Consider the following 25,582-nt stretch of genomic DNA (forward strand, 5'->3'; position numbering starts at 1 on the left):
GCCCACGTCGAGAGGATGTCGCGTGTCCTCCCCGTCGCAGTTCGCCGTTTCGGTCAAGGGGGTCGTCCTCGACCCGCAGCGACGGGTACTCCTCCTCCGGAACGAACGCGACGAGTGGGAGCTGCCCGGTGGTCGCATCGAGATCGGCGAGACTCCGGAGGAGTGCGTCGCGCGGGAGATCGCCGAGGAGACCCGGTGGACGGTCACCACGGGGCCCGTCCTCGACACCTGGATGTACCACATCGACCAGGTCGATCGGCACGTCTTCGTCGTGACCTACGGCTGCCACCCCGTCTCGGCCGGCGCTCCGGTCCTCTCCCACGAGCACCGGGAGGTCGGGCTCGTCCCCCGGTCCGAGGTGGCGGGACTCCGCATGCCGGACGGGTACCGGCGGTCGATCGACACGTGGTTCGACCGGATCGGCGCGGCCACGGTCCCCCGAGGCACTGCGGGTCGGGGCGGCGACAGCTCATGACCAGGACCACCCTCCCGGTCCTCGACCTGTCGGACCTCGACCGCGACGCGGAGACCGCGGACACGTTCCGCTCCGCGCTGCGGACCGCGGGTCACGGCGTCGGGTTCTTCCACCTCCGAGGCCACGGCATCCCCGACGACGTCACGGCACGCGCGTTCGCCGAGGCCGGACGGTTCTTCGCGCTCCCCGACGAGGACAAGCGGGCCGTCGAGATGCTGCGGAGCCCGCAGTTCCGCGGCTGGACCCGCACCGGCGGCGAGCTCACCCGGGGCCGCGTCGACTGGCGCGAGCAGATCGACATCGGTGCCGAGCGGGCGACGCACGACGATCCTGCCGCTCCCGCCTACATGCGGATGGAGGGGCCGAACCTCTGGCCTGCCGCGCAGCCCGCGCTGCGCGAGGCGTTCCTCGACTGGGAGCAGCGCTGCTCGACCGTCGCGCGGCGGTTGCTCCGGGCCTGGGCGGTCGCGCTGGGGAGTCCCGCCGACGTATTCGACGCCATGTTCGGCGACCGCCCCTCGACCCTGATCAAGCTGGTCCGCTACCCCGGGCGGGAGGACCGTGGCCAGGGAGTGGGCGCGCACAAGGACCCGGGGTTCCTCACCCTGCTGATGATCGAGCCGGGCAAGGGCGGCCTCCAGGTCGAGCACGACGGCGGGTGGATCGACGTGCCCGCCGTCCCCGGGGCGTTCGTCGTCAACATCGGTGAGCTGATGGAGGTCGCCACCGACGGCTACCTCAAGGCGACCGTCCACCGGGTCGCCTCGCCGCCGCCGGGCGAGGTCCGGACGTCGGTCCCGTTCTTCTTCAACCCCGCACTCGACTCCACGGTGCCGCGGATCGCGCTTCCCGCCGCGCTCGCGGCGCAGGCCCGCGGGGTCAGCCGGGACCCGGACAACGTCATCTCGGGGACGTTCGGCGACAACCTGCTCAAGGCGCGGCTGCGCGCCCATCCGGACGTCGCGGCCCGGCACCACCCCGATCTCACCGGGGCTGGCTAGTCCGGTCGCGGGCCGCCGGTCGACGGCGCGCGGCGCGTCGGCGCAGGGGGCCGCCTCCGGCCTGTCCGGACGCCCGCCGGGCTGCGACGCTCGGACGGGTCCGGCGGACGGCGCCGGGCCGGTGTGCCGGCTCCCGGGCCGGCGCGACCACCGCCGACGCCGCCTCCCCCGGGCGACCGAAGGAGCACCCCGCCGTATGGCCGTACGGGAACCGGTCTCCGCCCCGCAGGGCGGCCCCGGCGTGCTGGAGAGCGCGGCCCTGCTCGCGTCCGGCACCGGGCCCGGCGGGGCGCTGCTGCTGCGGGCCCTGATCGAGGCCGTCCGCTTCCGCTACCTGGGTCGCGAGACGACCCTCGGCGGCACGCTCCGGCTCGTCCCGACCGCGATCGGGACCTCGGGCATCGGGACGCGGGCGCTCACCACCGGCCGGCTCGACGTCCGGCTCGCCGCGCGCGACGTCGTCCGGCCCGGGCTCCGGGTCCGCGAGCTCACGGTGTCCGCGTCCGACGTCCGGCTGCGGCCCGCGCTCACCCCGGAGCTGGTCACCGGCCCGGTGGAGATCGCGGCGGTGCTGGACCCGGACTGGGTGACCGCCCGGATCCGCGAGCACGCACCGGACCTGGACGTGACGGTCGACGCCGACGGGGTCCCGCGGGCCCGGCTGCGTCGTCACCCCGGGCTCGGCGCCGCGGAGCTGGCCGTCGCCGTCGTGGGGCACACGCTGTCGTGGAAGGTCGCGGCGCTGACCGTCGCAGGCCGCCGCGTCGGACCGCCCCGCTCCGACGACACGCGCCGCTCGGTGCGCGCGCTGCTCGACCGCACCCCGCTGCGGGCGGCCCGCTCCGGCCGCGTCGTGCTGGCGGGCCTCCCCCCGGAGCTGCACCTGCACGGTGTCGGGATCGCACCGGACGGGATCACCGTCCGTGGGCGGCTCGCGTCGTGGCGGCGGCCGGTCCCGCCGACCGGCATCGACGACGTCCTGCGCGGGGCCCGCTCCCTGTTCGCCCCGGGGCGTTGAGAGAGCGGGCGGCTCAGCCCCGGCGGAGCAGGCGGCCCACGGCGCGGAGCCGGGACCCGCGCGGCGGGCGCGACGGCAGCCGGCCGGCGACGGCGTCGTCGAGCAGGGACCCGACGGTCTCGGCCGCGCAGGTCCGGTTGGTGCCGATGCCGCCCGAGGGGCCGCGCTTGATCCAGCCGACGACGTAGTGGCCGGGACGGTCGGCGACCCGGCCGGCGTCGTTCGGCACGACGCCGCGGTCGTCGTCGAAGGGCAGTCCCGGCACCGGGCGACCGCGGTGCCCGGCGGCGCGGACGACCAGCCCGGCCGGGATCTCGGTGCCGTCGCACGTGTGCACGCCCCGGGCGCGGACGTCACCCGCGATCCGGTCCGGCGCGGAGTGGAAGCGGAACACGACCCGCGGCGCGGGGGCGGGCAGCGACCAGTCGATCTTCTCCCGCCGCGCGCCCTGCAGCAGCCGGTGCGCCTCGGAGGCGGCGGGGCCGTCCATCGACTCGGTGACGCGCGCGTCGTGCTCGTCGACGACGACGTCCACACCGGACCGTCCGAGCAGCTCGCGCAGCTCCGGCGCGGTCGCGGCGACAGTCTCCGGCCCGCGCCGGCCCAGCACGACGACCTCGCGGACCGCCCCGGCCCGCAGCGCGGCCAGCGCGGCGGCGTCGATCGGGGTGTCGTCCAGGTCCTCCGGCGGGGCGGTGAGGATCCGGGCCACGTCGATGGAGACGTTGCCGGTCCCGATCACCACGACCCGCTCACAGGTGGTGTCGACGGCGTCGCGGGGCACGTCGGGGTGGCCGTTGTACCAGCCGACGACGGTGTCCGCGGCGATGCTGCCGGGCAGTCCCTCGCCCTCGATCCCGAGGTCCTTCGCCACGGGTGCGCCGACCGCCCAGACCACGGCGTCGTGCTGCGCGGCGAGCTCGTCGGCCGTCATGTCCCGGCCGATCTCGGTGCCGAGCCGCATCCGCACGCGCGGATGGGTGTGGAACCGGGCGAACGACTCCCCGATCCGCTTGGTCGACGGGTGGTCGGGGGCGACGCCGTAGCGGACGAGACCGCCGGGGGTGTCCAGCCGGTCGACCAGCGTCACCCGGGACGCGGTGTGCAGCAGGAGGTCCTGCGCGGCGTACATGCCGGCGGGCCCCGTCCCGACGACGGCGACGTCCAGCGGCGCCATGTCCGCCGGCAGCGACCGGGTGAACTGCAGCGGGTACCAGTCGTGGAACAGCGGGGAGTCGCCCTCGAGCTTCCCCGCGACCGGCTTGCCGTCGTAGTACGCCGCGTTGACGTCGGCGTACCCGGCGAGCGACGCGCTGAGCCTCTCGACCGGGAACACCGCGTCGACCGGGCACGCGTCCGCGCACGCCCCGCAGTCGATGCACGCCCGCGGGTCGATGTAGAGCATGTCGGTCGTCGTGTAGTCCGGCTCGTCCGGCGTCGGGTGGATGCAGTTGACCGGGCACGCCGCGACGCAGGACGCGTCGGTGCAGCAGGTCTGGGTGATCGCGAAGGCCACGGCTGGTGTCCCCGGCTCAGACGAGGTTGGCGCGGCGGTAGAACCAGAGCGCCGGCTTCGTGAGCAGCCCGCACGAGGACAGGAACTCCATCAGCCCGGCGCACGACGAGCGCAGCTGCGACTTGTGGTGCTCGTTGGCCTTCGCCTCGCGCAGCGCTCGCTTCGTGTCGAGCCCCGCGTTCGCGTAGATCTGGTCGTTCCACATGCTGGTGACGATGAAGTAGGCGGCGGCCGCGACGGTGAGCGCCTGGTACCGGCGGCGCAGCGGGCCCGCGCCCTTGAGCCGCTCGCGGGTCTCCTCGCGGGCGAACTTCATGTGCCGCGACTCCTCGACCACGTGGATGTTGTTGATCGTCCGGACGAACGGGACGACGCGCTCGTCGCGCATCCAGTCCCGCTGCATCACGTCGAGGACCTCCTCGGCGACCAGGATCGACGCGTACGCCGCCTCGCCGGTGTAGGTCATCGCGCACAGCCGGCCGAGGTTCACCACGCTGCGCTTCGGGATGTAGGCCGGGGCGCCGAGCTTCTCCGAGCCGCGCGCGAACATGATCGAGTGCCGGCACTCGTCGGCGATCTCGGTCAGGGCCCACTGGAACGACGGGTCGGTCGGGTCCTTCGCGTAGAAGTCCCGCAGCACGAGCTGCTGGAGGATCATCTCGAACCAGATGCCGGTGGAGGCGACCGACGCCGACTCCTGCCGGGTCAGCTCCCTGCGCTGGTCCTCGGTCATCTCGTCCCAGTACGCGGTGCCGTAGAGGCTGCTCCACTCCGGGCTCATGCCGTGGTAGCTGCGGTCCAGCGGGGTCTCCCAGTCGACCTGCGTCGCGGGGTCGAACGACAGTTCCTCGGACGAGCGCAGCAACCGGGCAGCGGTGTCCTTCCGCTCCTCGGTGGTGTCGATACCGGGCTCGGGAACGGTGGCAGTCATGTCGACTCCCTCGTAGACGACGACGTCATGTGCTGTAACCACCGGTAACGTTACCACCGGTTACACGTGACGCAAGTCCCGGCGTGCCGCCACCGCGACGGCGCACCGGACGGGTGATCGCCGGACCCATCGCAGGGGATATCGTTGCGATAGGCAATGAACGGAGGAGAGCCGACGTGACTACCGGGCCCTCGATCACCGGGACCGTCCGGCGCCGCGGCGGGAACCCCGTCCCCGCCGCGACCGTGACCGTCACCGACCTGGACGGCCGCCAGCGCGGCCGGGCCACCACCGGCGAGGACGGCAGCTGGTCCGTCCCGCTCGGCACCGGCGGGACCTACCTCGTCGTCGTCCGCGCCGAGGGGTCCGGGCCGGACGCCGGCCTCGTCGCGGTCCGCGACTCCCCCGCCCGCCACGACGTCGTGACCACCGGCGGCGGGACCGTCCACGGTGTCCTCACCGACGGCGCCGGGGTGCCCGTCCCCGCGGCGGCGGTCACGCTCATCGACCAGTCGGGCGAGGTCGTCGGGCACGGCCCCACCGGCCCGGACGGGCGGTTCCGGCTCGAGACCCCGGGCACCGGCCCGCACACCCTCACCGTGACCGCGCCCGGCCACCAGCCGGTGGCGCGCACCGTGACCGCCGGTCCCCCGGGGCCGCCGGTCGAGATCCGGCTGCCCGCCCGCGCCGGGCTCGCCGGCACCGCCCGCACCTCCGACGGCCGCCCGGTCGCGGGCGCCCGGATGGCACTCACCGATTTCGACGGCCGCACCGTCGCGACCACGACGACCGGCCCGGACGGGCGCTACGAGCTGCGGGACCTCCCGCCCGGCCGGCACTCGCTCACCGCGAGCGGGCACCCACCGGTCGTCGCAGCGGTCCAGATCGACCGGGGTGCGACGACCCCGGTGCAGGTCCACTTCCCCGACCCGCGCGGCGCGGCTGCCGGGACACGGACGGAGAACGCCGATGAGTGAGCTGTACGGCCGGCTGAGCAGCCCCGACGGGTGGCCCGTCGCCGGCGGGACCGTCACCGTCATGGACGCCGGCGGTGTCCAGCAGGGACGGGCGGCGAGCCGCGCGGACGGCGGCTTCTCGATCGACGGCCTGGTGGCGGGGCCGCACACGGTGGTCGTCGCGGCACCGGGGCACGAGCCGTCGGCGCGGGCGGTGGTGGTGAACGGCGCGGGCGTCGACCTGGGCCGGTTCGAGCTGACCCGGGCGGGCGGCGCCGTGCTCCCCGCCCCGGGGACCTGGCGGATCGACGCGCAGCACTCGAGCATCCGCGCGACCGCGCTGCACCTGGGCATGAGCCGGATCCACGGCCGGCTGCGCCGGTTCTCCGGGCAGGTCGTCGTCGCCGACCCGTTCGAGACGAGCCGGGTGGAGGTGGCGATCGACGCGTCCTCGGTGGACTCGGACGAGCCGGACCGCGACGCGCACCTGCGCAACGCCGACTTCCTCGACGTCGAGCGGCACCCGTCGATCGGCTACGCCGGTACCGGGCTCACGAGGCACGACCCGACGCACTGGACGGTGCACGGCACGCTGTCGCTCAAGGGCGTCTCGGCGCCGGTGGACCTCGCCGTCGTCTACGGGGGCAGCGGGCCGGACCCGTGGGGCGGGACGCGCGCGGCGTTCACGGCCACCACGGAGATCTCCCGGGACGAGTTCGCGATCGACTGGAACCAGTCGGTGCTGGCCGGGGTGCTGGCGGTCGGCCGGACGCTGCGGATCGACATCGACGTCCAGGCGGTCCTGGACGGGGGCTGAGTCCCGGGGCGGTACAGCAGGGACGGTCACCCGCCCGGCGCCGAGGCCGGCGCGGCTCCGGGCGGGTGACCGTGTGTCCGGCTCGCGGCCCCCGGCGAGCCGATGCCCGGCGCGCGCCGTGGCGGCGCGCACCGGAGCAGGATCAGGACAGGCCGTCGAGGGCGCCGAAGACCGGCGCGGTCAGGTCGACGGGCTTCAGCAGGTCCTCGGGAACCGGGGCCCCCGGCAGGCCGTCCAGCAGGAACACCGGAGTGCCCGAGGACTCGCCGGCCTCCTCCGGACCGGACTCCGGACCGGAGCCGGCCGACGGGGACGACGACGCGCCGTCGTAGCCACCCGCCCCGGGGGTGTCGGCGTGCGCGAGCCCACCGGTGAGCGCGGCCAGCGCCCCGGCCCCGGCGACGGCGGCCGCCGCGCGGCCGGCAGTGCGTACGTTCATGATCGAACCTCTTTCTTCTCGGGGAGCGACCGGGCGGCTCAGCAGAGCGAGTCGGCCGGCTTGGGGTTGGTCAGGCCGAAGAGCGGCCGCAGCCGCAGCCCGACCCAGGTACCGCCGAGTGCGACGACGGCCCAGATCCATCCGTGCAGGCTGAACGAGGCGATGCCGGAGAAGTAGGCACCGATGTTGCAGCCACCGGCCAGCCGCGCGCCGTAGCCCATCGCGATGCCGCCGAGGACGGCGCCCAGCGCGAGCTTCCACGGGATCCGCTTGTGCAGCACGAACGCGCCGCCCACCGCGGAGGCCACCAGCGCGCCGATCATGATGCCGACGTCGAGGTTGGAGATCCGGTCGGCGAGCACCGGTCCGGCCAGCGACCTCGCGTTCGCCGGGACCTGCCAGTAGGCCAGGCTCGCCATGTCGAACCCGAGGAGCTGCAGGAACTTCGATCCCCACAGCGCGAACGCCGAGGTGACGCCCCACGGCGCGGCGGAGACGAACAGGACCGCAGCGTTGAGCACGGCCAGCACGATCGCGCCCGCCCACATCGGCCAGGAGCCGCGCAGCACCCGGGCGATCCCGCGGGCCGACGGCGGCCGCTCGACCGGCGGCGGGGTGCGGCGCCGGGCCACCACCCAGGTGACGACCGTGATCGCGGCCAGGACGACCAGGGTCAGCGCGAGCGCGCCCGGGTACCCGAGCGACTGCGCCAGGTCGACGGTCGGGCCCTGGGGCACCGTCTGCGTCCAGAAGCTGTGCGTGAACACCGCGAACATCGAGCCGACGATGAAGCCGAACAGCGTCAGCACGATCGCGCTCTGCCCGCTGCCGACCGCGAACAGCGTGCCGGACGCGCACGAGCCGCCGACCTGCATGCCGACACCGAACAGGAACGAGCCCACGACCAGCCCGATCCCGACCGGTGCGCTGAGCCCGCGGGGCTCGCCGGCCAGCGCGAAGCCGGACGAGAGGATCACCGCGAACAGCACCGCCGCGGTGCCGAGCATCAGCATGTGCGCCCGGATCGCGGCACCCTGGCCGACCGCGACGAGCTGCCGCCAGCCGGAGGTGAACCCGAACCGGGAGTGGAACAGGGTGAAGCCGAGTGCGAGACCCAGCGCGGCGGTACCGACCATCGTGGCCGGCGCGACCGTGCTCACCCCGATCAGGAACAGCACCGCGAGCACCAGGCCGACGGTGACGACCTTCCACTGTGGCGGCTTCGCCGCGCGGTCCTGCGGGCCGTACGCGGCACGTTCGGTCTCCCGGACGGCGCCGAGCAGACCGTTCGGCGGCCGCCCGGCGGCCTCGTCGCTGACCACGGACATGGGTGTCTCTCCTCGGATGGGTGGGGGCGTGCTCATGGGGTGGGCGCCGGGGGCGCCGTGTCCAGCGGACCACCGATCCGGACGACGGCTCCACCCGGGAACCAGGCGGCCGTGTTCGGCTGGTGATGGTCGTCGTCGCCGCTGGTCATCGGGACGCTGACCGGTGCGGCACCGTACAGCGCGGGCGGTTCGTCGAACCGCACGCCGCTCTCGGCGGCCCAGGCCCGCAGCCCGGCCACCGACGGCGACGAGCCGGGGGCGACGACGGACAGCGAGCGGACGTAGCGCTGCGGGATCTCCTCCTGCGGTCCGAAGTCGAGCGGCAGGAGGACGCCCGGGGTGTGTGCCAGCACGCCGCCGGTCAACAGCCAGGGTGCGAGGTAGATTCCGCCGAGTGCCGTGGGTCGCTCCACGGCGGCGACCGTGGTGTCGCGCAGCGTCGTCGCGCCGCCCTGCCAGCCGGACAGGACCAGCAGTGCGTCGTCCGCACCGGCACGCTCGCTCAGCCGGAGCCCGGCGGCCGTCGCCTCGGCGCGGACGGCGCCGGCCGCCGCCCGCGAGCGCGGTGACGCGTCCGCGGCGAGCGCGACGCCCGGCACCCCGCTGCCCGCGAGCGAGCGGACCGTGGCACGCAGGGCCTGCTCGTCGGCGGGATCGAGCGTCTCCGACGGGCAGGTCCCGACGGTGGGGTCGCCACCGGCGGTGATCCGTCCCAGGACGGCGGACAGGCACTCCGGCCCGTCGGCCCCGGCGCTGCCCTCCGGCGCGGTCCGCTCGTCACCGACGTCGACCGGCACCGAGCGGCTGACCGCACCGTCGGACACGGTGATCGAGCCGGTCCCCGCGGGGACGTCGACGAGCGCCCAGCCCCCGGGGGCTCCGGCACGCTGCACGAACGGCACCTCCCGGTCCCCGGCGCGGACGACGTAGCCGGCCGGGGCGGCGTCGCCGTCGTGCCCGGGCATCGCGGCCGCACCCTCCCCACCGGTGATCTCGACGTCCTCGCCGGTGAGCTGCACCAGGTTCGGCCCGGGCCGCATCGGTGCGACCGCGAGGGTCAGCGGACCGGAGCCGAGGTCCAGCCCCCGCAGCAGCGCCTGGCCGGGCACCGCAGCGGGGGCCGGCGCGGGCAGCGCCGCCAGGAGGGTCGCGGCGCCGATCCCCGCGACCGCCGCGACGGCGGCGAGGCCGCGGCCCCGCTCGCGGACGGCGGCCGCGCGGACCCGTTCGCGGGCGGACGGCCCGGCCCGCCGGGACACGAGCGTCTCGGCGACCACCAGTGCCACGACGGCGGCCGGGGCGAGCAGGGTGACCGCCGCGGCCCGGCCGTAGCCGGTGCCGGGGAGGTCGACGAGTGCGAACGGCCCGGACACGGCGACCCGGGCCGCGGCCAGCACCGTGGCGGCCACACCGGCGACGAGCGCGAGCACCCGCACCCGGCCCGGCCGCCCGGTCCCGTGCTCGCCGTCCACCACGTCCGCGGCGCCGGGGGCGCCCGCGGTGCGGGTGGCGAACAGGTGCACCACCGCACCGGCGAGCAACGCGCCGGCGACGGCGTACCCGGCGTCGAGCAGGTACGGCACCGACCCCGGACTGCCGGCGGCCAGCTGCATCACCAGCAGGACCGTCACGGCGACGGCCGGGACGACCGCCAGCACCGGCCGGGACGTCCACAGCAGGGCCGGGACGGCGACGGTCACCGCCACCAGGCCGAGCGTCCACGAGGAGGTGCCGGCACCGGACCAGGTCACCGCGGCAACCGCGGCGGAGACGGCGGCGAGCGCCGCGACTCCCGCGACGACCCGCTCCGCGCGTCCGGCCGGTCCGGAGAGGACCCGCACGAGCCCGGTCCCCGCGACGACGGCGAGTGCGGTGAGCAGTACCAGGCGCAGGACGGTCTCCGTGGGCGGAGCACCGTCGACGATCCCGGCGGCGAGCGCCGGGCCTGCCGGGGCGGCACCCGCCACCGTGGTGATCACGGTGGCGGGGCCGGCCCCGGCCGGGCCGGCGGGCAGGAGCCCGCCGGCCGGCACGAGCGCTGCCCCGTGGGGCAGCAGGGTTGCGAACACCGACATCAGTCCTTGATGTCCTCGTCCGCGGCGACGAACAGCATCGAGTGCGGCTTGGCGTTGCCGAACGCACCGTGCGGCCAGTTCTCGCGGTTGAAGTTGATGCAGGTGTCGCCCGTGTCCTCGTCCTTGAAGGTCTCGTCCACGGCGAGCTCGCCGTCCTCCGCGATGTCCACCATGCACACCCGGTGGTCGCCGTCGAGCCCGGTGCGGGCCACGAAGTAGTTCGCGGTCGCGAGGCGCTTCGGCTGGTCGGTGTGGTGGTAGAAGCCGTCGTCACCCAGCTCCAGGTTGTCCAGGGCGCCCCAGTGCGGGCCCGCCCCGGTCTGGTCCGGGTTGATGCCGACCGTGCTCCTGATGGTCGGGCAGTCGCCCTCGGCACCACCGGCGGTGGTCTCCTCGATCGTGTCGATCGAGCACTCGGGCGCGTTGCCCGAGCCGACCAGCTTCTCGATGTCGAGCGCGATCACGCCGCCCGCCGTGCCCTTGTCGTCCGGGCCCAGCGTGCCAGCCTTGCGGCCGATCGTGGCGTGGTAGAGCGTCTTGTCGTCGGGGCTGGTCTGGATCCAGCCGCCGTTCGCGCTCGGGCCACCGTTCTCGCCACCCACGCCGAGCTCCGGCGCGGCGGTACCGAGGTCGAAGACCTCCTTCCACTCCGGGTTCTCAGCGGTGATGTCCGGGGTGTAGAAGATCGCGCCACCCTGCATGGTCTGGGCGAACGCGCCCTTGTTGCCGGGCTGGTTGGTGACCGTGGTCTCCATCGCGGCGCGGTTCTCGTTGCGCAGCGGGTCCTCGCCGTTGGACCGCGGACCGGTGGGCAGGTACTGCACCGACTTGACCTTCGGGTGGTTCAGGTCGGAGATGTCCCAGGTCCGCACCGTCGGTCGTCGCAGGTACGGCGACGGGTTCTTCACCGGGTCGAGGATGATCGACCTCGGCTCGGCGTAGTCACTCGTGACCATGGTGTCCAGGTCCTCGCGCAACTGGATGCCGTGCGGGTTGGCGCAGGTCGGGTTGCCCAGGGCCGGCATGTTGAGGCACTGGGTCGGGTCCTCCGGCGTCTCGGTCGCGGCCGGGGCCTCGACCAGGTTCTCGCCGTCCTCACCGAACCGCACCACGGAGCCCGGGGCCCCCGCGAAGCCGTTGCCGGTGCGGACCTCGCCGTGGGTGTAGCGGCACGGGCCCGGGGCGACAGGGCCGCCCATGTAGGTCCCGTAGGCGGTGCCGTCGTTGAGCACCCAGTAGGCGTCCGGCACCGAGCCGCAGAGGGTCTGCGACGGCAGCGAGATGCCGGAGAGCTTGAGCTCCGGCAGCGCGGTGACGTCGAAGACGTAGGTGGCCGCCGAGTAGAGGCCACCCGCGTAGATCTTGTCGCCCTTGCGCCACGTGTACTGCATGTGGTGCGGCTCGTTCTCGACCAGCGGCCCGACGGTCGCGGTGTTCACGACCTTGCCGTAGTCCGGGGTGCCCTTGGTCGCGTCGACCACGGCGACGAAGTCCGGCCCCGGCAGCGAGTCGCGGACCTTGTCGATCGGGTCGGTGAGGGAGCCGGGCAGCTCCCGCACGTCGGAGACCGCGGTGTCGGCGACGTTCTCGTCACCGGCCCAGACGATCGCGTACTCCTTCTTGGGCCCGTCGGCGGACTGCTGACGGGCCTCCGGCGTGAGGTTGTTCTCGACCCAGTAGTCCTTGCCGTCGGAGCCGGTGACCTCGGACTTGACCTTGTCGATGCTGTTCTGTGCCGTCGCCGGGACCGCGACGACCCCGGCGACGACGGCCGCGCCCAGCAGGGCGAACGCGGTCCGTCGACCCCAGCGGGACTTCGGGAGCAGACTCATTCGCCGACCGTTCCGCTCTGGAGGACGGTCGGGGTGATCTGCTTCGGCGCCTGGCTCACCACGTCGACGAGCCCGGCGGCGGGCACGCCCGCGGGGGCGAAGTCACGCAGCTGCTTGATCGGCTCGTCGGAGTCGAACGCGGTGTAGGACGGCTCGACGGGGGGCGCGGTGGGCGCCGGGTCCGGCTGGGCGTCGTTCGGCGCGCTGAGCAGCGGGCCGAGGTCCGGCACGACGTCCGGCGTGGCCGCCTGGGCCGCGCCGGACAGGCCGATCAGGGCGGTGCCGGCGAGTGCGGCACCCCCCGCGATCAGCCGGGCCCGGGACGTCGATCGTGCGCGGTGCTGGGGCACGACGTGTCTCCTTCTGTGGTCGGGGAGCGGATCGGGATCCGATGTGGACACCCGGTCCGAGGCGGGCCGGTACCGCCGTCCGTGCAGGACGGCGGCCGGGGCGCCGGCGGATCGGGCGTGAACTCCGGTGGGCGTCGGATCCCGTCCTCCCGGGCCGCCGGGTGGCGGGGCAGGAGGGTCGCGCGGGGCGCGGTACCGGACGTTTCCTCAGGGGTCGGGGCGGTCCCGTGCCGTACGGGTGCGGAGCGGCCGGAGCCGGGTCCGCACGGGACGGGGCGGGCGCGCCCCGGGGCCGGGCGCGGTCAGGCGCCGGAACAGAGCGCGCTCGCCTGGCGGCGCAGGTCGACGTGGCGCCGACTCGCGAACCGGGAGACGAGGTGCATGGGAGAGAGTCTGCGCTACTCGTTCGGACCAACCCGCGCCCGGACATGTCCAGATGGTGGGATCCGACCGCTCCGGGCCTCGCCTCGGCCGCTCCGGGTGACCTGCACTACTCCGTACGGGCCCGGACATGCCGGGACGGGGCACGGGAATCGCCCGCCAGGATTCACCCGATCGTGGCTTCCGGGTCGGGAACCGATCACGCTCATGCCGCTGACCTGGGATGACTCCGCCGGTTCCACGGCGAACGGGAACCGGTCCGGACAACACCCGTCGGCAAGCGGGCGTGTCGTGGCGTGACGGAACGGTATTGACATCGGGCGTCCCGAGCATCCGGCTTGTCGGATTGCGGAGTATCGCCGCAGGTCGGAGGCGTGCCGGGCCTCCGGCGCACCGCCGATCCCGCCCGGCGGCACCGGACCGGCCGCGGCGCACCGGCGGTACGCGGAGACGGGGCACCGCACACCGGGCCGGGCAGCCGGACCGCCGGACCGGCACCTCGTCGCGCTCTGACAGCCGCGGCACCCCGTGACGGGCCGGCGCACCCGTTGCGTGGGGTGCGGCAGGGGATCACGGGGTGCGGCAGGGGGTCACCGGGTGCGGCGCGAGGGCGCGGGACCCGGCCCGTCGGGGGCCGGGCCGTCCGGGGGCTCAGTGCATCGTCGTCCCGGAGGTGACCGGGTCGGCGGCCGCGCGGCCCCCGGTCAGGAACGACAGCGCGACCACGGCGAGCGACACGAACGCCGCGACGAGGAAGGCCGCGTGCACCCCGGCCTCGTCGATGCCGCCGTCGCCGGAGGCCAGGGTCATGACGGTGATGAACAGCGCCGTCCCCGCGGCACCGGCGACCTGCTGCATCGTCGTGACGATGGCGCTGCCGTGCGAGTACAGGTCGCCGGGGAGGGAACCGAGCGCGTCGGTCATCAGCGGCGTGAACATCAGCGCCAGCGCCGCGGACAGCCCGACGTGCAGCACCGCCACCAGCCAGATCGGCGAGCCGGCGCCGAGCGTCGTGAAGCCCCACATCGCGACGGCCAGCACCACCGCGCCGGGGATGACGAGCGGGCGCACGCCGAGCCGGTCGTAGGCACGTCCGACGATCGGGCCGAGCAGGCCCATCACCAGGCCGCCGGGCAGCACGACCAGGCCGGCGACGAAGGCGCTGTCGCCGAGCACGTCCTGGATGTAGAGGGGCAGCAGGATGATCGCGCCGAACAGCGACATGAAACCGGTCGCGACCAGGACGAGCGCGAGCGTGTAGCGGCGGATCGCGAACGGGCGCAGGTCGAGCAGCGGCGACCCGGTCCGCTGCAACCGGATCTGCCGGTGCACGAACACGGCCAGTGCGAGTACCCCGACCACCAGCGGCACCCAGGGTGGGACGCCCCCGTGCGTGCCCGCGGCGGCGGACTCGCCGACCGCGGACAGCCCGTAGACGATGCCGGAGAACGCGACCACCGAGATCAGGACCGACAGCACGTCCAGCGGGGCCGTCGAGGTCTCGGCGGTCACCTTCAGCCAGGTGGCGCCCGCAGCGAGGGCGAGCAGCGCGATCGGCAGGACGATCCAGAACATCCAGCGCCAGCCGAGCGCGGAGAGGATGACCCCGGAGATCGTCGGCCCGACGGCGGGCGCGACCGCGATGACGATGGAGATCGTGCCCATCGTCTGCCCGCGCCGTGACGCGGGGACCAGGCGCAGGATCGTCGTCATCAGCAGCGGGACCATCACCGCGGTGCCGCAGGCCTGCACGACCCGGCCGCCCAGCAGCACGGGGAACGTCGGCGCCAGCGCGGACAACAGGGTGCCCGCGCTGAACAGGCTCATCGACGCCAGGTACACCGCCCGCGGCCGGAACCGCTGCAGCAGGTACCCGGTGATCGGGATGACGACGGCCATCGTCAGCATGAAACCGCTGGTCAACCACTGTCCGGTCGCGGCGGTGATCCCGAGGTCGGTGATCAGCGCGGGCAGCGCGACGCTCATGATCGTCTCGTTGAGGATCATGACGAAGGCGGACCCGACCAGCAGCGAGATGATGAGCGGAGCACCCACCGGGAGCCGCTCCGCCTCCGGGACGGGACCGGTCGTCGGCTCGGTCGTCACAGCGGGACTCCTTCGCGGTTCGGGCACGGTCCGGCCCCCGGTCGAGGGCATGCGGGACCGCGGACGGACGGTCGTGCGGTACATCGAGTGAACACGACGCCGCGTTCCACGGCGAACGGATTCCGTGCCCGGCGAACGCCGTCCGCCCGGGGCGGACGCGCAGAATGGGACGCATGCACACGTACGACGTCGTCGTGGTCGGGGCCGGTCCGGCCGGTGCCGCGGCGGCCCTGAACGCGTTGCGGCTGCGGCCGGACGCGACGGTGCTGATGCTCGACGCGCAGGCGTTCCCGCGGGACAAGGTGTGCGGTGACGGCGTCGCGGCCGAGGTGTTCGACCTGCTCGACGCCCTCGGTGTCGGCGGCGTGCGCGAGCTCGGGCCCGAGGCGCCGTGGCTGCGGCTGCGGACCCCGGGCGGGCGGGCCGTGCACCGTGCGGCGCCGCGGCCGAACCGGGTGATCACGCGGACGGTGCTCGACGCGGCGCTGGCCGGCGCAGCCGTCGCCGCCGGGGCGGAGCTGCGCACCCACCGGGTCCGGGCGCTCGTGCCGGAGCCGGGCCGCGTCGTCGTCGACGGGGTGGTCGCCGGACGGACGGTCGTCGCCGCCGACGGCGCGAACTCGGTGGTCCGCCGCGCGCTCGGCGCGCCGGCCGCCCCGCCCGGGGACACCGCCGTCGCGATCCGCGGGTACGCGCCGGTCGCGGCCGAGCCGGGCACGCTGACGATCGAGTACGCCGGCGGCGACCACCCCGCGTACGCGTGGTCGTTCCCGGTCGCCGGGGGCGGCGCGAACGTCGGCTACGGGGTGTTCGACAAGCGCGGCGCCGGGTCCCGCGCCGACCTGCTGGAACGGCTGGCCGTGCTGCTGCCCGGCCAGCAGCCCGACCCCGCGACCCTGCGGGCGCACCACCTGCCGCTGTCGACGACGCCCCGGTTCCAGCCCGACGGCCGGGTGGTGCTCGCCGGCGACGCCGCCGCGAAGGTCAACCCGCTGACCGGCGAGGGGATCTTCGACGCCGTCGCCTCGGGGATCCTCGCCGGCCGCAGCGCGCTGCGCGGCGCGTCCGCGGGGGCCGTGCACCGGGACGCGATGGACCGGACCTTCGGCCGGCACCACCGGCACGTCGGGACGCTGGCCCGGCTCGCCGCACGGCCCGCGTTCCTGGACGCCGCGATCGGTGCCGCCGCGGCGCACCGGACCGTGTTCGACTGCGCCGTCCGGCTGGGCCTGGCCCGCGGGACCGTCTCCCCCACGGCGCTCGCACTCGTCGCCGCGCAGCTGCCGGGCAGCGTGATCCGCGCCCGCCGCCGGGCCACCGCGGCGTCGCTGGGGTAGACAGGTCGCATGGAACAGGTCGTGCTCCTCGACGACGACGGCGCCCCGGTCGGGGTGGCCGACAAGGCGACCGTGCACGGCGCGACGACCCCGCGGCACCTGGCGTTCTCCTGTTACGGCGTGGACGACGCCGGCCGCCTGCTCGTCACCCGGCGTTCCCGCAGCAAGACGGCGTTCCCGCTGGTCTGGACGAACACCTGCTGCGGGCACCCCGCCCCGGGCGAGGACATGGCCGACGCGGTGCACCGCAGGCTCTCCGACGAGCTCGGTATCCGGGCCACCGAGCTGCGGCTGGTGCTGCCCGATTTCAGCTACCGCGCCTCGCAGGACGGCATCGAGGAGAACGAGCTCTGCCCGGTCTTCGTCGCGCGGATCACCGGCGAGCCCGACCCGCGGCCCGACGAGGTCGAGGAGACCCGGTGGTGGAGCTGGGAGCGCTTCCGCGCCGCCGCCGACGACCCGGACTCCGGCCTCTCCCCCTGGGCCCGCCTCCAGGCCCCCCTCCTGGACGCCCTCGCCGACCCGCTCCTGACCCGGTAGATCACCGATCGGGAGGGGAGGCGGCCACATGTGGCCGCACCGCTTCCCGATCCGTGACCTCCCCGGGCGGGGTGGTGGGATGGCCGGGTGGACGATCTGGCCGACGACCTCGGTGCCGCGCTCGACGGGGTACTGGACCCGATCCCGGGCGGGCGGCTCGCACCGCTCGTCGAGCGGCTGATCGGCGAGTACCGCAGCGGGTCGGTGCCCTCGTCGCCGATCCTGCGCACCGACGACGACGCGGCCGCCTACGCGGCGTACCGGATGCCGGCGACGCACGCCGCGGTCGTCGACGTCCTCGGGCGGGTGGCCGGGCGGGTGCCCGATCCGGTCTCGCACGTCGACCTCGGTGGCGGGACGGGTGCCGCGGTGTGGGCGGCGGCGCAGGTGTGGCCGTCGGTGCGCCGGGCCACGGTGCTCGAGGCGGCCGCCCCGACACGGGCGCTCGGGCGCCGGCTGGCCGAGGGGGCGTCGGCGCCGTCGGTGCGGGGCGCCCGCTGGGAGTCCGCCGTGCTCGGCACCGGCACGGAGCTGCCGGACACCGATCTGCTCACCGCCTGTTACCTGCTCGGTGAGCTGCCCGAGCCGGTACGGGCGGCGCTGGTGGACGCGGCGGCCCGCACGGCACGGGTGGTGGTCGTCGTCGAACCGGGGACGCCCGCCGGGTACGCGCGGGTGCTGGCCGCACGGTCCCGGCTGCTCGCCGCCGGGCTGCGGATCGCGGCACCCTGCCCGCACGACGACGTCTGCCCGGTGACCGGCGACGACTGGTGCCACTTCGCGGCCCGGGTCAGCCGCAGCTCGCGGCACCGCGCGCTCAAGGCCGGCTCACTGGGTCACGAGGACGAGAAGTTCTCCTACGTCGTCGCCGTCCGGGACACGGCCGCGCCGGCGCCGGGACGGGTGGTGCGGCACCCGCAGACGCGGAAGGGGCTCGTGACGCTGCGTGTGTGCGCGGCGGACGGCTCCCTGCGCGACACCCCCGTTCCGCGCAGCCGCAAGGAGCTGTACCGGGCCGCCCGCGACGCCGCGTGGGGCGACCCGTGGCCACCCGGGTGACACGCGAGGGGGTCCGCGTCGACCCCTCGCAACCGGGGGTGATCAACGACACACAGGTGATGCACAGTCCAGTCGTTGTGAATCCGTAACACGGACGGGCATCGTGTGCGACTGACCGGGCGAGACGGCCATCCGGTGGGCCGCGAGCAGCAGCTTTCTCACAGATTGAGCACGACCATGAACGACTTCACCACCGGTGCTCCCACCGATCGGCTCCCGACACTCGTCCGCACGCGCCGCGGCTACCGCGTGCACGATCCTGCGCTGCTCCAGGGCACCTCCTACGTCATCGACGACGCCGGCGACCTCGTCTACACGAAGGTCCCCGCCGGCGTCATGACCGCGAGCGCGTTCCTCGCCGCGACCGTCACCGCGGTGACCGTGGGTGCGCACAGCTGGACCCTGGCGATGCTGGTGTTCGTGATCGGGCTGCCGGTCGCGTTCGCCGCCGCCGCGGCGCTGCTGTCGCTGGTCCACGCGGCGACCGACCCGGTGCGCCGCTACCGCGCGCGGTTCGGGAACACCCGTTTCGCGCTCGACGTGACCGACCGGTCGTCGGCGGACTGGCAGCTGTGCGCGCGGGCCGAGCGGCTCGCCGCGAGCCGGTCCTGGCAGGCCGGGCGGATCGACCCGACGCGGACCCTCGGCGGGCTGCTGTGGACGGCCGTCGGCGGTGGGGAGACCTGGGCGGCCGACGCCCTGACCACGCTGGCCGAGCCGGCGACCGGCCCCGACCTCACCTCCGTCTGAGCGGGCGCCGCGGTCACACCGCGTAGCGGGCAACGGGGAGCAGAGCGTCGGTGTCGCGGCGGTCCCCGTCGCCCGCGACGCACACCTCCAGCGAGCGCCGCAGGGCGGCCTCGTCGAGTCCGGTGCCGATCAGCACCAGCGTGGTGCGGCGGGGTTCGTCGGCGTCCCACCGGGTGCGGTGGAACCGGACGTAGCGGCCGACGGTGTGCAGGTCCCAGCGTTCCCGGCCGGGCGCGGCGGCGAACCGCACCGAGCCCTTGATCCGGTAGAGCCCGGACGGGCGGGCGTCGAGGAGGTCCTGCAGACGCCCGGCGTCGAGCGGGTCGTCGCACTCGAACGTGAGGCTCTGGTAGCCGGCGTGCAGGTGGGCCTCGTGGTCGTGGCCGGCCTCGCGCACCTGCTCGCCGAGCATCAGCTGCCGCCCGGGGACGACCTCGATGTCGAACAGCAGCGCCGGGTCGACCGCACCGTCACGCACCGGGACGATCAGGGCCCGGGGGTTGGCCTCGCGGCACAGCCGTCGCACCCGCCACAGCGTCCCCGGCCCGACCCGGTCGATCTTGTTGAGGACGACGAGGTCGGCCATCCCGACGTGCTTGTCCAGCTGCGCGTGCCGGCGGCGGGTGTCCTCGAACTCGGCGGCGTCGACCACCTCGACGAGCCCGCCGAAGCTGAGGTGCCTGCCGAGCGCGTCGAGCACCAGCTGGACCAGCGTGCCGGGCTCGGCGATCCCGCTGGCCTCGATGACGATCACGTCGATCTCGTCACGGCGGCGGGTCAGGTTCTCCAGGACCCCGGCGACGCCGTCCTCCCCGACCTCGCAGCACAGGCAGCCGTTGCCGAGGCCGACGACCTCGCCCGCCTGCCCCGCCAGGCGCATCGCGTCGATGCCGACCGAGCCGAAGTCGTTGACGACGACACCGATGCGCGCGTCCCCGCCGGTAGCGAGGAGATGGTTCAGCAGGGTCGTCTTGCCGGCTCCGAGGAAACCGGCCAGCACCACGACCGGGATCTTCCGGGGCACCCGACATGCCTACCACGTGCCACGGACCGTGCACGCCGGGTGGGGGCGCGTGCACGGAGTGGGTCCGGGTCGTCCACCGGTCGATACAGTGCCCCCCATGCCCGACACAGCTGCCGGACGTCCGCCACACGGAGTGATCGCCGTCGCCGGAGAGGCCCTCGTCGACATCGTCCCCGCCCCGGCCGAGGGGTACTGGGAGTTCGCGCCCGGTGGCAGCCCGGCGAACGTCGCGGTCGGCCTGTCGCGGCTGGACGTCCCGGCCCGGATGCTCGCCCGGCTGGCCGACGACCTGCTGGGCCGGAAGCTGCGCGACCATCTGGCGGGCAACGGCGTCGACCTGTCGCACGCCGTCGAGGCCGGCGAGCCGTCGTCGCTGGCGATCGTCGAGCTGGCCGACGACGGGCAGGCGTCCTACGACTTCCGCATCTCGGGCACCGCGGACTGGCAGTGGACCACCGACGAGCTCGAGGGCGCCCTGGACGAGGGCCCCGGCGGACCCGTCCTGGCCGTCCACTCCGGATCGCTGGCGCTCACGACCGCGCCCGGGCACGAGGCGCTGCGCGAGCTCCTGGCCTCGGCGGTCGACACCGCGACGGTGAGCTACGACCCCAACTTCCGGCCGTTGCTGATGGGCACCCCGGAGGAGGTCCTGCCCGGCGTGCACGAGCTGCTCGGGCTGGCCGACGTGGTGAAGGTCAGCGAGGAGGACCTCGCCTGGCTGCACCCGGGACGCGAGCCCGGTGACATCGTCGGCGAGTGGCTGGACCTCGGGCCTGCCGTCGTCGTCGTGACGCTGGGGGCGGAAGGCGTGCTGGCCGGCACCGCGTCGGGGCTGCACAGCGTGCTGCCGGGCCGACGGATCGACGTCGTCGACACCGTCGGGGCCGGGGACAGCTTCTCCGCCGCGCTGCTGGCCGGGCTGCACCGGCGCGGGCTGCTCGGCGCGATCGCCCGCGACGACCTCTACCGCATCGGGCGCGAGGCCCTCGACGGCGTGCTCGCCGAGGCCGTCGCCGCGGCCGCGATCACCTGCTCCCGGCACGGTGCGAACCCGCCGACCCGGGCCGAGCTCGACGCCGCGGACCTCGCCGGCTGATCAGCCGAGCCTGCGCGGCGCCCGCTCGGGGAAGTCCTTCGGCTGGCCGGTCGCGTTCGAGCCGGGCGCCAGGGTCAGCTCCGCCGGCTCGCTCTCGGGCAGCGCCCACTGCTTCGCCCAGTCCATGTGCATGGCGGTCGGGCCGCCCGCGTCGCCGAAGTAGTCCAGCTGCATGGTCATGTTCATCGGCCGCGGCGGGAACTGCTCGGTGTTCGTGGTCGAGTACCACTCCTTCCCGTTCACGAAGGCCGTGATCTTCTCCGGCGTCCACTCGAGCGCGTAGGCCGACCACTGCGTCGCGTCGTGCTCGACGGAGCCGTAGTCCTGGTCGTTGTTCTCCCCGTAGTGCAGGAAGAACTCCGTCTCCTGCCGCGTGTCGTCGGTGATCTCCATCCAGTCGACCTCGCCACCGACCGGGAAGTCCTCGGCGACGGGCCAGAGCAGCAGCAGCGCGTTGAGCCCGCCGGACGCCTTCTCCGACTGCACGCACGCCTCCCACCGGCCGTACTTCTGACCGGGGTGCCAGCTGACGGCGCCGGTGGTGCCGTCCTCGTCGCCCTTGATCGTCATGGCGCCGTCGGCGACGGAGACCTGGTCCGGGGTGCGGATGCCCTGCTCGTCGTGGCCGGGTTCGGGGCCGTAGGGGTGCCAGTCCGGCGGGAGGGCGGTGCCGTCGAAGTCGGACCGGCGGGTCGGCTCGCCCCAGCCGAGCGTGTCGGCGGCGGTCGTCGTGCAGTGCGACGCCGGGGCGGGGGCCTGCTGCTGCTGCGGTTGCTGCGGTGCCGGTCCGGTTGCCGGAGGTGCCGGCTCCGCGTCGGGCTGCGGCTGCACGGCGGGCTGCGCAGCCGCAGCGCCTGCGCGTGCCGGGTCCGCGGGCTGCGTCGTGGCGTTGCTCGTGAACGCCGGGTCCGTGGAATGCGCCGTGGCGGTGCCCGCGGCCGTCGTCGCCGTGACCGCCAGCGTCACCGCCAGCGCGGACGCCACGGCCAGCGCTCGCGGCCGGGTCCTCGTGTTCGCACGCACCGTGAGTCACTCCCGTCACTCGGTTACCGACCGCCCCATCAGACGAGCAGTCGGTGAGGGGCGCCAGCCGAAACACTCGTCCGAGTCACCCCCGATCGGTGCTCGTGCCGGGAGAGATCGACCCACGGTGACGTCGGTGGCGCGGAACTCACCGCCCGTGACCGGCACGCACCCCGTCCCGCGCCCGTCGCCGCTCGGCGCACCCCTTCGCTGCTCCACGCACCCGTCGCGTGGGGTGCGGCGCGCGGTCGGAAGGTGTGCGGCGCGGTCGAAGGGTGCGGCAGCGCGGGGCGGGCGGCGCGGGGCGGGCGGCGCGGGGCGGGAATGCGGCAGCGCCGGGGGCGAAGCGGCGGGGCGGGGCGGGACGGTGGGTGCGGGGACCGGTGCTCTGCGACAGTGGGGCCGTGTCGCGCCCCGATCTCGCTGCCGCGCTGGACCTCGCACCTCACCCGGAGGGTGGCTGGTACCGGCGGACCTGGACCTCCCCCGCGTCGTCCCGACGCCGCACGGGGGCCGGCCCACGGCGACCGCCATCCTCTACCTGATGGACGGTCCGGGACGGTGGCACCGGGTCCGGTCGACCGAGCTGTGGCTGTGGCACTCGGGCTCCGCCGCGGAGCTCGTCCTGGGCGGCGACGGGGACGCGCCCGGCACCGAGCAGGTGCTCCGCCTCGGCGCGGCGGATCCGGAGACGCTCCCCCAGCGTGAGGTCCCGGCCGGGGTGTGGCAGCGGGCGTACCCGCTCGGCGACGAGCCCGTCCTGGTGAGCTGCGTCGTCTCCCCCGGGTTCGACTTCGCCGACTTCGAGCTGCGCTGAGAGCGGCCGGTCAGGCGGGCGCGGTGCCGAGCAGCCCCGCCGCGTCGCGGGTGTTGCGGATCCGCTCCGGCGCGACCCCGCAGGCGACGGCGCGGGCGCAGCCGTGGTCGAGCCAGTCGAGCTGGCCGGGGGCGTGCGCGTCGGTGTCGATCGTGAACTCGCACCCGGCCTCGACGGCGAGGCGGAGCAGCCGTTTCGGCGGGTCGAGCCGCTCCGGCCGCGAGTTGATCTCGACGGCGACGCCGTGCTCCGCGCAGGCGTCGAACACGGCGGTGGCGTCGAACTCCGACTCCGGGCGCTTCCGCCGGCCGGTGACCATCCGCCCGGTGCAGTGCCCGAGCACGTCGACGTGCGGGTTCGCGACGGCGGTGAGCATCCGCTCCGTCATCTCGTCGCGCGGCATCCGCAGCTTCGAGTGCACGCTGGCGACGACGAGGTCGAGCTCGGCGAGCAGGTCGGCGTCCTGGTCGAGGGCGCCGTCGTCGAGGATGTCGACCTCGATCCCGGTCAGCACCCGGAAGTCCGACCCGGTGCCGGCGATCCGCTCGTTCAGCTCCGCGACCTGCTCCAGCTGGCGGCGCAGCCGGTCCGCGGAGAGCCCGTTGGCGACGGTGAGGCGCGGCGAGTGGTCGGTGACGACGAGGTAGTCGTGGCCGAGCCCGATCGCCGTCTCCGCCATCTCGGTGAGCGGCGACCCGCCGTCGGACGCGTCGGTGTGGCTGTGGCAGTCCCCACGCAGCGACTGCCGCATCGCCACGGCGGCCTCGGCGAGCGGGACGCCGTCGGCGTCGGCCCGCGCGACGGCGTCCTCCAGGCGCCGCAGGTAGACCGGTTCCTCGCCGGCGACCGACTCCCCCACGCAACGGGCGGTGACCTCGCCGACCCCGCGCAGATCGGTGAGCGAGCCGGCCGCGTGCAGCCGGGCGAGCTCGTCGGGGCCGGTGCCCCGCAGCGCCGCGGCGGCGGTGCGGAACGCCCGGACGCGGTAGGTCGACTCGTGTGCCCGCTCCAGCAGGAACGCGATCCGGCGCAGGTCGGCGACGGCGTCTCTCACACCTCGCAGGCTAGCGGCGCCGCATCCAGCGGCGGGATCTCGTGGTCCACACGTGCTCCCAGACCCCGGGCAGCCGCTCCTCCAGCCCGATCATGGCCGCCGTGTCCCGCCCGTGCAGCACACCGAAGGTGAACCCGTTGCGGCTCTCCGCGCCGGCGCGGGCGCCGAGGGTCCGCAGGAGCTCCCGGGACACCACGGCGTCCTGGTGGTCGCCGAGCACGGTCTGCACCTTCTTGAGCTGCTTCGAGAAGGCCCGCGCGTCCTTCCCGACGGCGGGACGGGCGACGTCGGTGGCGTAGCGGAGCTGCTTGCCGGTCTTGCGGGCGTCGTGCAGGGAGGTCGGCGCGACGTGCCCGGCGTCGAGGTCGGCGAGTGCGGCCTCCATCCGCCGCTCCAGCTTGCGGGCGGTCCGGCCGACCATCCGCGGCAGCGTCTCCCGTGCCGGCCGGTCGGCACGCGACGACAGCGGCGGGTCGGCCAGCAGCCGCAGCAGCGCCCCGCGCAGGGCGGCGTAGCGCTCGCCGTCGACGACCTCGGTCACCGCCGCGCCGGTCTCGGCGCGGGTGCGGGCGAAGTGGCGGGTGACGGCGGCCTGCACCGGACCGAGCAGCAGCTCCGGGTCCAGGTCGTCGAGGCGGCCGTTCAGCCGGGCCTCCTGGACCTCGGCGTCACGCTCGCCGGCGAGGGCCCGCCCCAGCCAGCGCAGCTCCGCGACCAGGTGCGGCACCCGCGGCCCCTCGAAGACCCGCGAGAAGGTCCGCAGCGCGCTGCGGATCCGGCGGGCGGACACCCGCATCTGGTGCACGGCGTCGGGCCGGTCGGCACGCAGGTCGGCCTCGCGCGCGGCGAGGGTGTCCACCTGCCGTGCGACGTGGTCGAGCAGCGCGCGCCCCGCGGTGCCCTTGCGGCCCCGGCGGCGCGGCGGCTCGGCGGGCCCGGCGGCGGCGAACAGCGCGGCGAGCGTCCGGCGGGCCTGGCTCGGCCCGCGGACGAGTCCGGTGTCGCGCAGCGCGCCGTCGATCTCCTGCAGCACGTCGGTGCCCGCCGTCCCCGGCCGGACGACGGCCTCGCTCCAGGCCTCCCCCGACGTCGATCCGCCGAGCGTCCCGGCCTGCACCTGGTCGCGCTGGAGCGACGCGAGCTCGCGCCCGGCGGCGTCGTGCAGGAGGCCCACCGACCGCACGATCCGCACCCGCCCGACCGGGCGGAGCTCGGCGTCGCCGCGGACCCGGCGGAGCAGCGCGTCGATCTCCGGCGGGACGCCCTCCGGGTCGACGCCCTCGATCCCGCCGCCGGCCTGCGGCACCCGCAGCTCCTCGACCGGGTCGCCGTCGGGCAGCCGGAGCACCCAGGTGACGCTGGGCGCGACCGGCGCGCCGCGGTCGGGGACGATCCGCTCGACGGCGAGCTCGACGCCGACCGCGAACAGGCGCAGGTCGGCGGTGTCGAACCGCTCGTGCTCACGCACCTCCGCCTCGGTGACGGGCCGGACACCGTGGATGCCGGCGGACCCGCCGAGCCGGGGCGCGCCGGTGTGCGCGGGCCCGGTGTAGGTGAGGGCGTCGGGCGGGAGCTGCTCCTCCACCGCCGGGCCTGCCGTCCGTGTCGCGTCGCCGGGTTCGCTCATCCCGGAGGGTTCCCGCGGGCCCGCGGTCCA

24 protein-coding genes are annotated in these 25,582 nt (G+C 75.0%); 11 read left to right on the plus strand and 13 right to left on the minus strand.

The window, feature by feature from the left end; genetic code table 11:
* The first annotated feature begins 22 nt into the window (after nucleotides 1-22).
* From AD017_RS06245 to AD017_RS06255, 3 genes are all read left to right on the plus strand, one after another.
* Nucleotides 23-475: an NUDIX domain-containing protein gene (locus AD017_RS06245; RefSeq protein WP_060573422.1), complete on the plus strand. Its 453-nt coding sequence runs from the start codon at nucleotides 23-25 to the stop codon at nucleotides 473-475.
* Nucleotides 472-1,476, plus strand: coding sequence for an isopenicillin N synthase family oxygenase (locus tag AD017_RS06250; RefSeq protein WP_060573424.1), 1,005 nt, complete (start codon nucleotides 472-474; stop codon nucleotides 1,474-1,476). Before AD017_RS06245 ends, AD017_RS06250 begins: the two co-directional genes overlap by 4 nt.
* 196 nt (nucleotides 1,477-1,672) lie before the next feature.
* A complete protein-coding gene (locus tag AD017_RS06255; RefSeq protein WP_060573426.1) occupies nucleotides 1,673-2,494 on the plus strand; it encodes an LmeA family phospholipid-binding protein in 822 nt (273 codons plus the stop codon).
* A 13-nt stretch (nucleotides 2,495-2,507) separates the two neighbouring features.
* On the opposite strand, the gene AD017_RS06260 is transcribed toward AD017_RS06255, so the two are convergent.
* Entirely contained in the window at nucleotides 2,508-4,010 is a 1,503-nt protein-coding gene (locus AD017_RS06260; RefSeq protein WP_060573428.1) for an FAD-dependent oxidoreductase, read from the minus strand.
* 16 nt (nucleotides 4,011-4,026) lie between these two features.
* Nucleotides 4,027-4,941, minus strand: a complete 915-nt coding sequence (locus AD017_RS06265) for a diiron oxygenase (protein WP_010224578.1) — start codon at nucleotides 4,939-4,941, stop codon at nucleotides 4,027-4,029.
* 176 nt (nucleotides 4,942-5,117) lie between these two features.
* On the opposite strand from AD017_RS06265, the gene AD017_RS06270 reads away from it, so the two are divergent.
* Both AD017_RS06270 and AD017_RS06275 read left to right on the plus strand, forming a co-directional pair.
* On the plus strand, nucleotides 5,118-5,918 hold the full coding sequence (locus tag AD017_RS06270; protein ID WP_060573431.1) for a collagen binding domain-containing protein: 801 nt from the start codon (nucleotides 5,118-5,120) through the stop codon (nucleotides 5,916-5,918).
* A complete protein-coding gene (locus AD017_RS06275; protein ID WP_010224576.1) occupies nucleotides 5,911-6,714 on the plus strand; it encodes a YceI family protein in 804 nt (267 codons plus the stop codon). Before AD017_RS06270 ends, AD017_RS06275 begins: the two co-directional genes overlap by 8 nt.
* A 142-nt stretch (nucleotides 6,715-6,856) precedes the next feature.
* Here the strand turns inward: AD017_RS06275 and AD017_RS06280 are convergent, their stop codons facing one another.
* From AD017_RS06280 to AD017_RS06305, 7 genes are all read right to left on the minus strand, one after another.
* Nucleotides 6,857-7,153 (minus strand): hypothetical protein, encoded by a 297-nt coding sequence (locus AD017_RS06280; RefSeq protein WP_060573433.1) that lies wholly within the window; start codon nucleotides 7,151-7,153, stop codon nucleotides 6,857-6,859.
* Nucleotides 7,154-7,191: 38 nt separating this feature from the next.
* Nucleotides 7,192-8,481: a YeeE/YedE family protein gene (locus tag AD017_RS06285; protein WP_010224574.1), complete on the minus strand. Its 1,290-nt coding sequence runs from the start codon at nucleotides 8,479-8,481 to the stop codon at nucleotides 7,192-7,194.
* A 32-nt stretch (nucleotides 8,482-8,513) separates the two neighbouring features.
* Complete coding sequence (locus AD017_RS06290; protein ID WP_060573435.1) at nucleotides 8,514-10,556, minus strand: hypothetical protein; 2,043 nt, start codon at nucleotides 10,554-10,556, stop codon at nucleotides 8,514-8,516.
* Nucleotides 10,556-12,388, minus strand: coding sequence for a hypothetical protein (locus AD017_RS06295; protein WP_010231015.1), 1,833 nt, complete (start codon nucleotides 12,386-12,388; stop codon nucleotides 10,556-10,558). The genes AD017_RS06290 and AD017_RS06295 overlap by 1 nt, the downstream gene beginning before the upstream one ends.
* Complete coding sequence (locus tag AD017_RS06300; RefSeq protein WP_010231013.1) at nucleotides 12,385-12,738, minus strand: hypothetical protein; 354 nt, start codon at nucleotides 12,736-12,738, stop codon at nucleotides 12,385-12,387. The genes AD017_RS06295 and AD017_RS06300 overlap by 4 nt, the downstream gene beginning before the upstream one ends.
* A 302-nt stretch (nucleotides 12,739-13,040) precedes the next feature.
* On the minus strand, nucleotides 13,041-13,121 hold the full coding sequence (locus tag AD017_RS37355; protein WP_369821703.1) for a putative leader peptide: 81 nt from the start codon (nucleotides 13,119-13,121) through the stop codon (nucleotides 13,041-13,043).
* A 649-nt stretch (nucleotides 13,122-13,770) separates the two neighbouring features.
* A complete protein-coding gene (locus AD017_RS06305; protein WP_369821664.1) occupies nucleotides 13,771-15,276 on the minus strand; it encodes an MDR family MFS transporter in 1,506 nt (501 codons plus the stop codon).
* Between the two features lie 122 nt (nucleotides 15,277-15,398).
* On the opposite strand from AD017_RS06305, the gene AD017_RS06310 reads away from it, so the two are divergent.
* The 4 genes from AD017_RS06310 to AD017_RS06325 all read left to right on the plus strand — a co-directional run bounded on the left by AD017_RS06310 (nucleotide 15,399) and on the right by AD017_RS06325 (nucleotide 18,911).
* On the plus strand, nucleotides 15,399-16,562 hold the full coding sequence (locus AD017_RS06310; protein ID WP_060573439.1) for an NAD(P)/FAD-dependent oxidoreductase: 1,164 nt from the start codon (nucleotides 15,399-15,401) through the stop codon (nucleotides 16,560-16,562).
* Nucleotides 16,563-16,571: 9 nt separating this feature from the next.
* Complete coding sequence (gene idi, locus AD017_RS06315) at nucleotides 16,572-17,102, plus strand: isopentenyl-diphosphate Delta-isomerase (protein ID WP_010238201.1); 531 nt, start codon at nucleotides 16,572-16,574, stop codon at nucleotides 17,100-17,102.
* A gap of 87 nt (nucleotides 17,103-17,189) precedes the next feature.
* Entirely contained in the window at nucleotides 17,190-18,161 is a 972-nt protein-coding gene (locus tag AD017_RS06320) for a small ribosomal subunit Rsm22 family protein (RefSeq protein ID WP_060573441.1), read from the plus strand.
* 177 nt (nucleotides 18,162-18,338) lie between these two features.
* Nucleotides 18,339-18,911: a hypothetical protein gene (locus tag AD017_RS06325; protein WP_060573443.1), complete on the plus strand. Its 573-nt coding sequence runs from the start codon at nucleotides 18,339-18,341 to the stop codon at nucleotides 18,909-18,911.
* Nucleotides 18,912-18,924: 13 nt separating this feature from the next.
* Here the strand turns inward: AD017_RS06325 and AD017_RS06330 are convergent, their stop codons facing one another.
* Nucleotides 18,925-19,935 carry a GTP-binding protein gene (locus tag AD017_RS06330; protein ID WP_060573444.1) on the minus strand — a complete coding sequence of 337 codons (1,011 nt, stop codon included), beginning with the start codon at nucleotides 19,933-19,935 and terminating at the stop codon, nucleotides 18,925-18,927.
* 97 nt (nucleotides 19,936-20,032) lie between these two features.
* Here AD017_RS06330 and AD017_RS06335 point away from each other — a divergent pair, with 97 nt between their 5' ends.
* Nucleotides 20,033-21,031: a carbohydrate kinase gene (locus AD017_RS06335; RefSeq protein WP_060573446.1), complete on the plus strand. Its 999-nt coding sequence runs from the start codon at nucleotides 20,033-20,035 to the stop codon at nucleotides 21,029-21,031.
* Here the strand turns inward: AD017_RS06335 and AD017_RS06340 are convergent, their stop codons facing one another.
* Nucleotides 21,032-22,054, minus strand: coding sequence for a glycoside hydrolase family 16 protein (locus tag AD017_RS06340; RefSeq protein ID WP_145982675.1), 1,023 nt, complete (start codon nucleotides 22,052-22,054; stop codon nucleotides 21,032-21,034). It lies immediately after the preceding gene.
* Between the two features lie 367 nt (nucleotides 22,055-22,421).
* On the opposite strand from AD017_RS06340, the gene AD017_RS06345 reads away from it, so the two are divergent.
* The gene (locus AD017_RS06345; RefSeq protein WP_255388240.1) at nucleotides 22,422-22,871 is read left to right on the plus strand and encodes a cupin domain-containing protein; all 450 of its coding nucleotides are present in this window, start codon (nucleotides 22,422-22,424) and stop codon (nucleotides 22,869-22,871) included.
* Between the two features lie 10 nt (nucleotides 22,872-22,881).
* Here AD017_RS06345 and AD017_RS06350 read toward each other — a convergent pair whose 3' ends face one another.
* On the minus strand, nucleotides 22,882-23,925 hold the full coding sequence (locus AD017_RS06350; RefSeq protein WP_060573451.1) for a PHP domain-containing protein: 1,044 nt from the start codon (nucleotides 23,923-23,925) through the stop codon (nucleotides 22,882-22,884).
* A 10-nt stretch (nucleotides 23,926-23,935) separates the two neighbouring features.
* Nucleotides 23,936-25,552: a CHAD domain-containing protein gene (locus AD017_RS06355; RefSeq protein WP_060573454.1), complete on the minus strand. Its 1,617-nt coding sequence runs from the start codon at nucleotides 25,550-25,552 to the stop codon at nucleotides 23,936-23,938.
* Nucleotides 25,553-25,582: the final 30 nt, after the last annotated feature.

Origin of the sequence: Pseudonocardia sp. EC080619-01 (genome assembly GCF_001420995.1) — a bacterium.
Taxonomy (GTDB): domain Bacteria; phylum Actinomycetota; class Actinomycetes; order Mycobacteriales; family Pseudonocardiaceae; genus Pseudonocardia.

Bases quoted from the DNA above. Each gene is read 5' to 3' on its own strand.
- AD017_RS06310 (WP_060573439.1), top strand. From the start codon at position 15,399: ATGCACACGTACGACGTCGTCGTGGTCGGGGCCGGTCCGGCCGGTGCC.
- AD017_RS06250 (WP_060573424.1), top strand. From the start codon at position 472: ATGACCAGGACCACCCTCCCGGTCCTCGACCTGTCGGACCTCGACCGC.
- AD017_RS06280 (WP_060573433.1), bottom strand. From the start codon at position 7,153: ATGAACGTACGCACTGCCGGCCGCGCGGCGGCCGCCGTCGCCGGGGCC.
- AD017_RS06305 (WP_369821664.1), bottom strand. From the start codon at position 15,276: ATGCCCTCGACCGGGGGCCGGACCGTGCCCGAACCGCGAAGGAGTCCC.
- idi (WP_010238201.1), top strand. From the start codon at position 16,572: ATGGAACAGGTCGTGCTCCTCGACGACGACGGCGCCCCGGTCGGGGTG.
- AD017_RS06255 (WP_060573426.1), top strand. From the start codon at position 1,673: ATGGCCGTACGGGAACCGGTCTCCGCCCCGCAGGGCGGCCCCGGCGTG.
- AD017_RS37355 (WP_369821703.1), bottom strand. From the start codon at position 13,121: ATGCACCTCGTCTCCCGGTTCGCGAGTCGGCGCCACGTCGACCTGCGC.
- AD017_RS06265 (WP_010224578.1), bottom strand. From the start codon at position 4,941: ATGACTGCCACCGTTCCCGAGCCCGGTATCGACACCACCGAGGAGCGG.
- AD017_RS06325 (WP_060573443.1), top strand. From the start codon at position 18,339: ATGAACGACTTCACCACCGGTGCTCCCACCGATCGGCTCCCGACACTC.
- AD017_RS06285 (WP_010224574.1), bottom strand. From the start codon at position 8,481: ATGTCCGTGGTCAGCGACGAGGCCGCCGGGCGGCCGCCGAACGGTCTG.
- AD017_RS06335 (WP_060573446.1), top strand. From the start codon at position 20,033: ATGCCCGACACAGCTGCCGGACGTCCGCCACACGGAGTGATCGCCGTC.
- AD017_RS06275 (WP_010224576.1), top strand. From the start codon at position 5,911: ATGAGTGAGCTGTACGGCCGGCTGAGCAGCCCCGACGGGTGGCCCGTC.
- AD017_RS06295 (WP_010231015.1), bottom strand. From the start codon at position 12,388: ATGAGTCTGCTCCCGAAGTCCCGCTGGGGTCGACGGACCGCGTTCGCC.
- AD017_RS06290 (WP_060573435.1), bottom strand. From the start codon at position 10,556: ATGTCGGTGTTCGCAACCCTGCTGCCCCACGGGGCAGCGCTCGTGCCG.
- AD017_RS06355 (WP_060573454.1), bottom strand. From the start codon at position 25,552: ATGAGCGAACCCGGCGACGCGACACGGACGGCAGGCCCGGCGGTGGAG.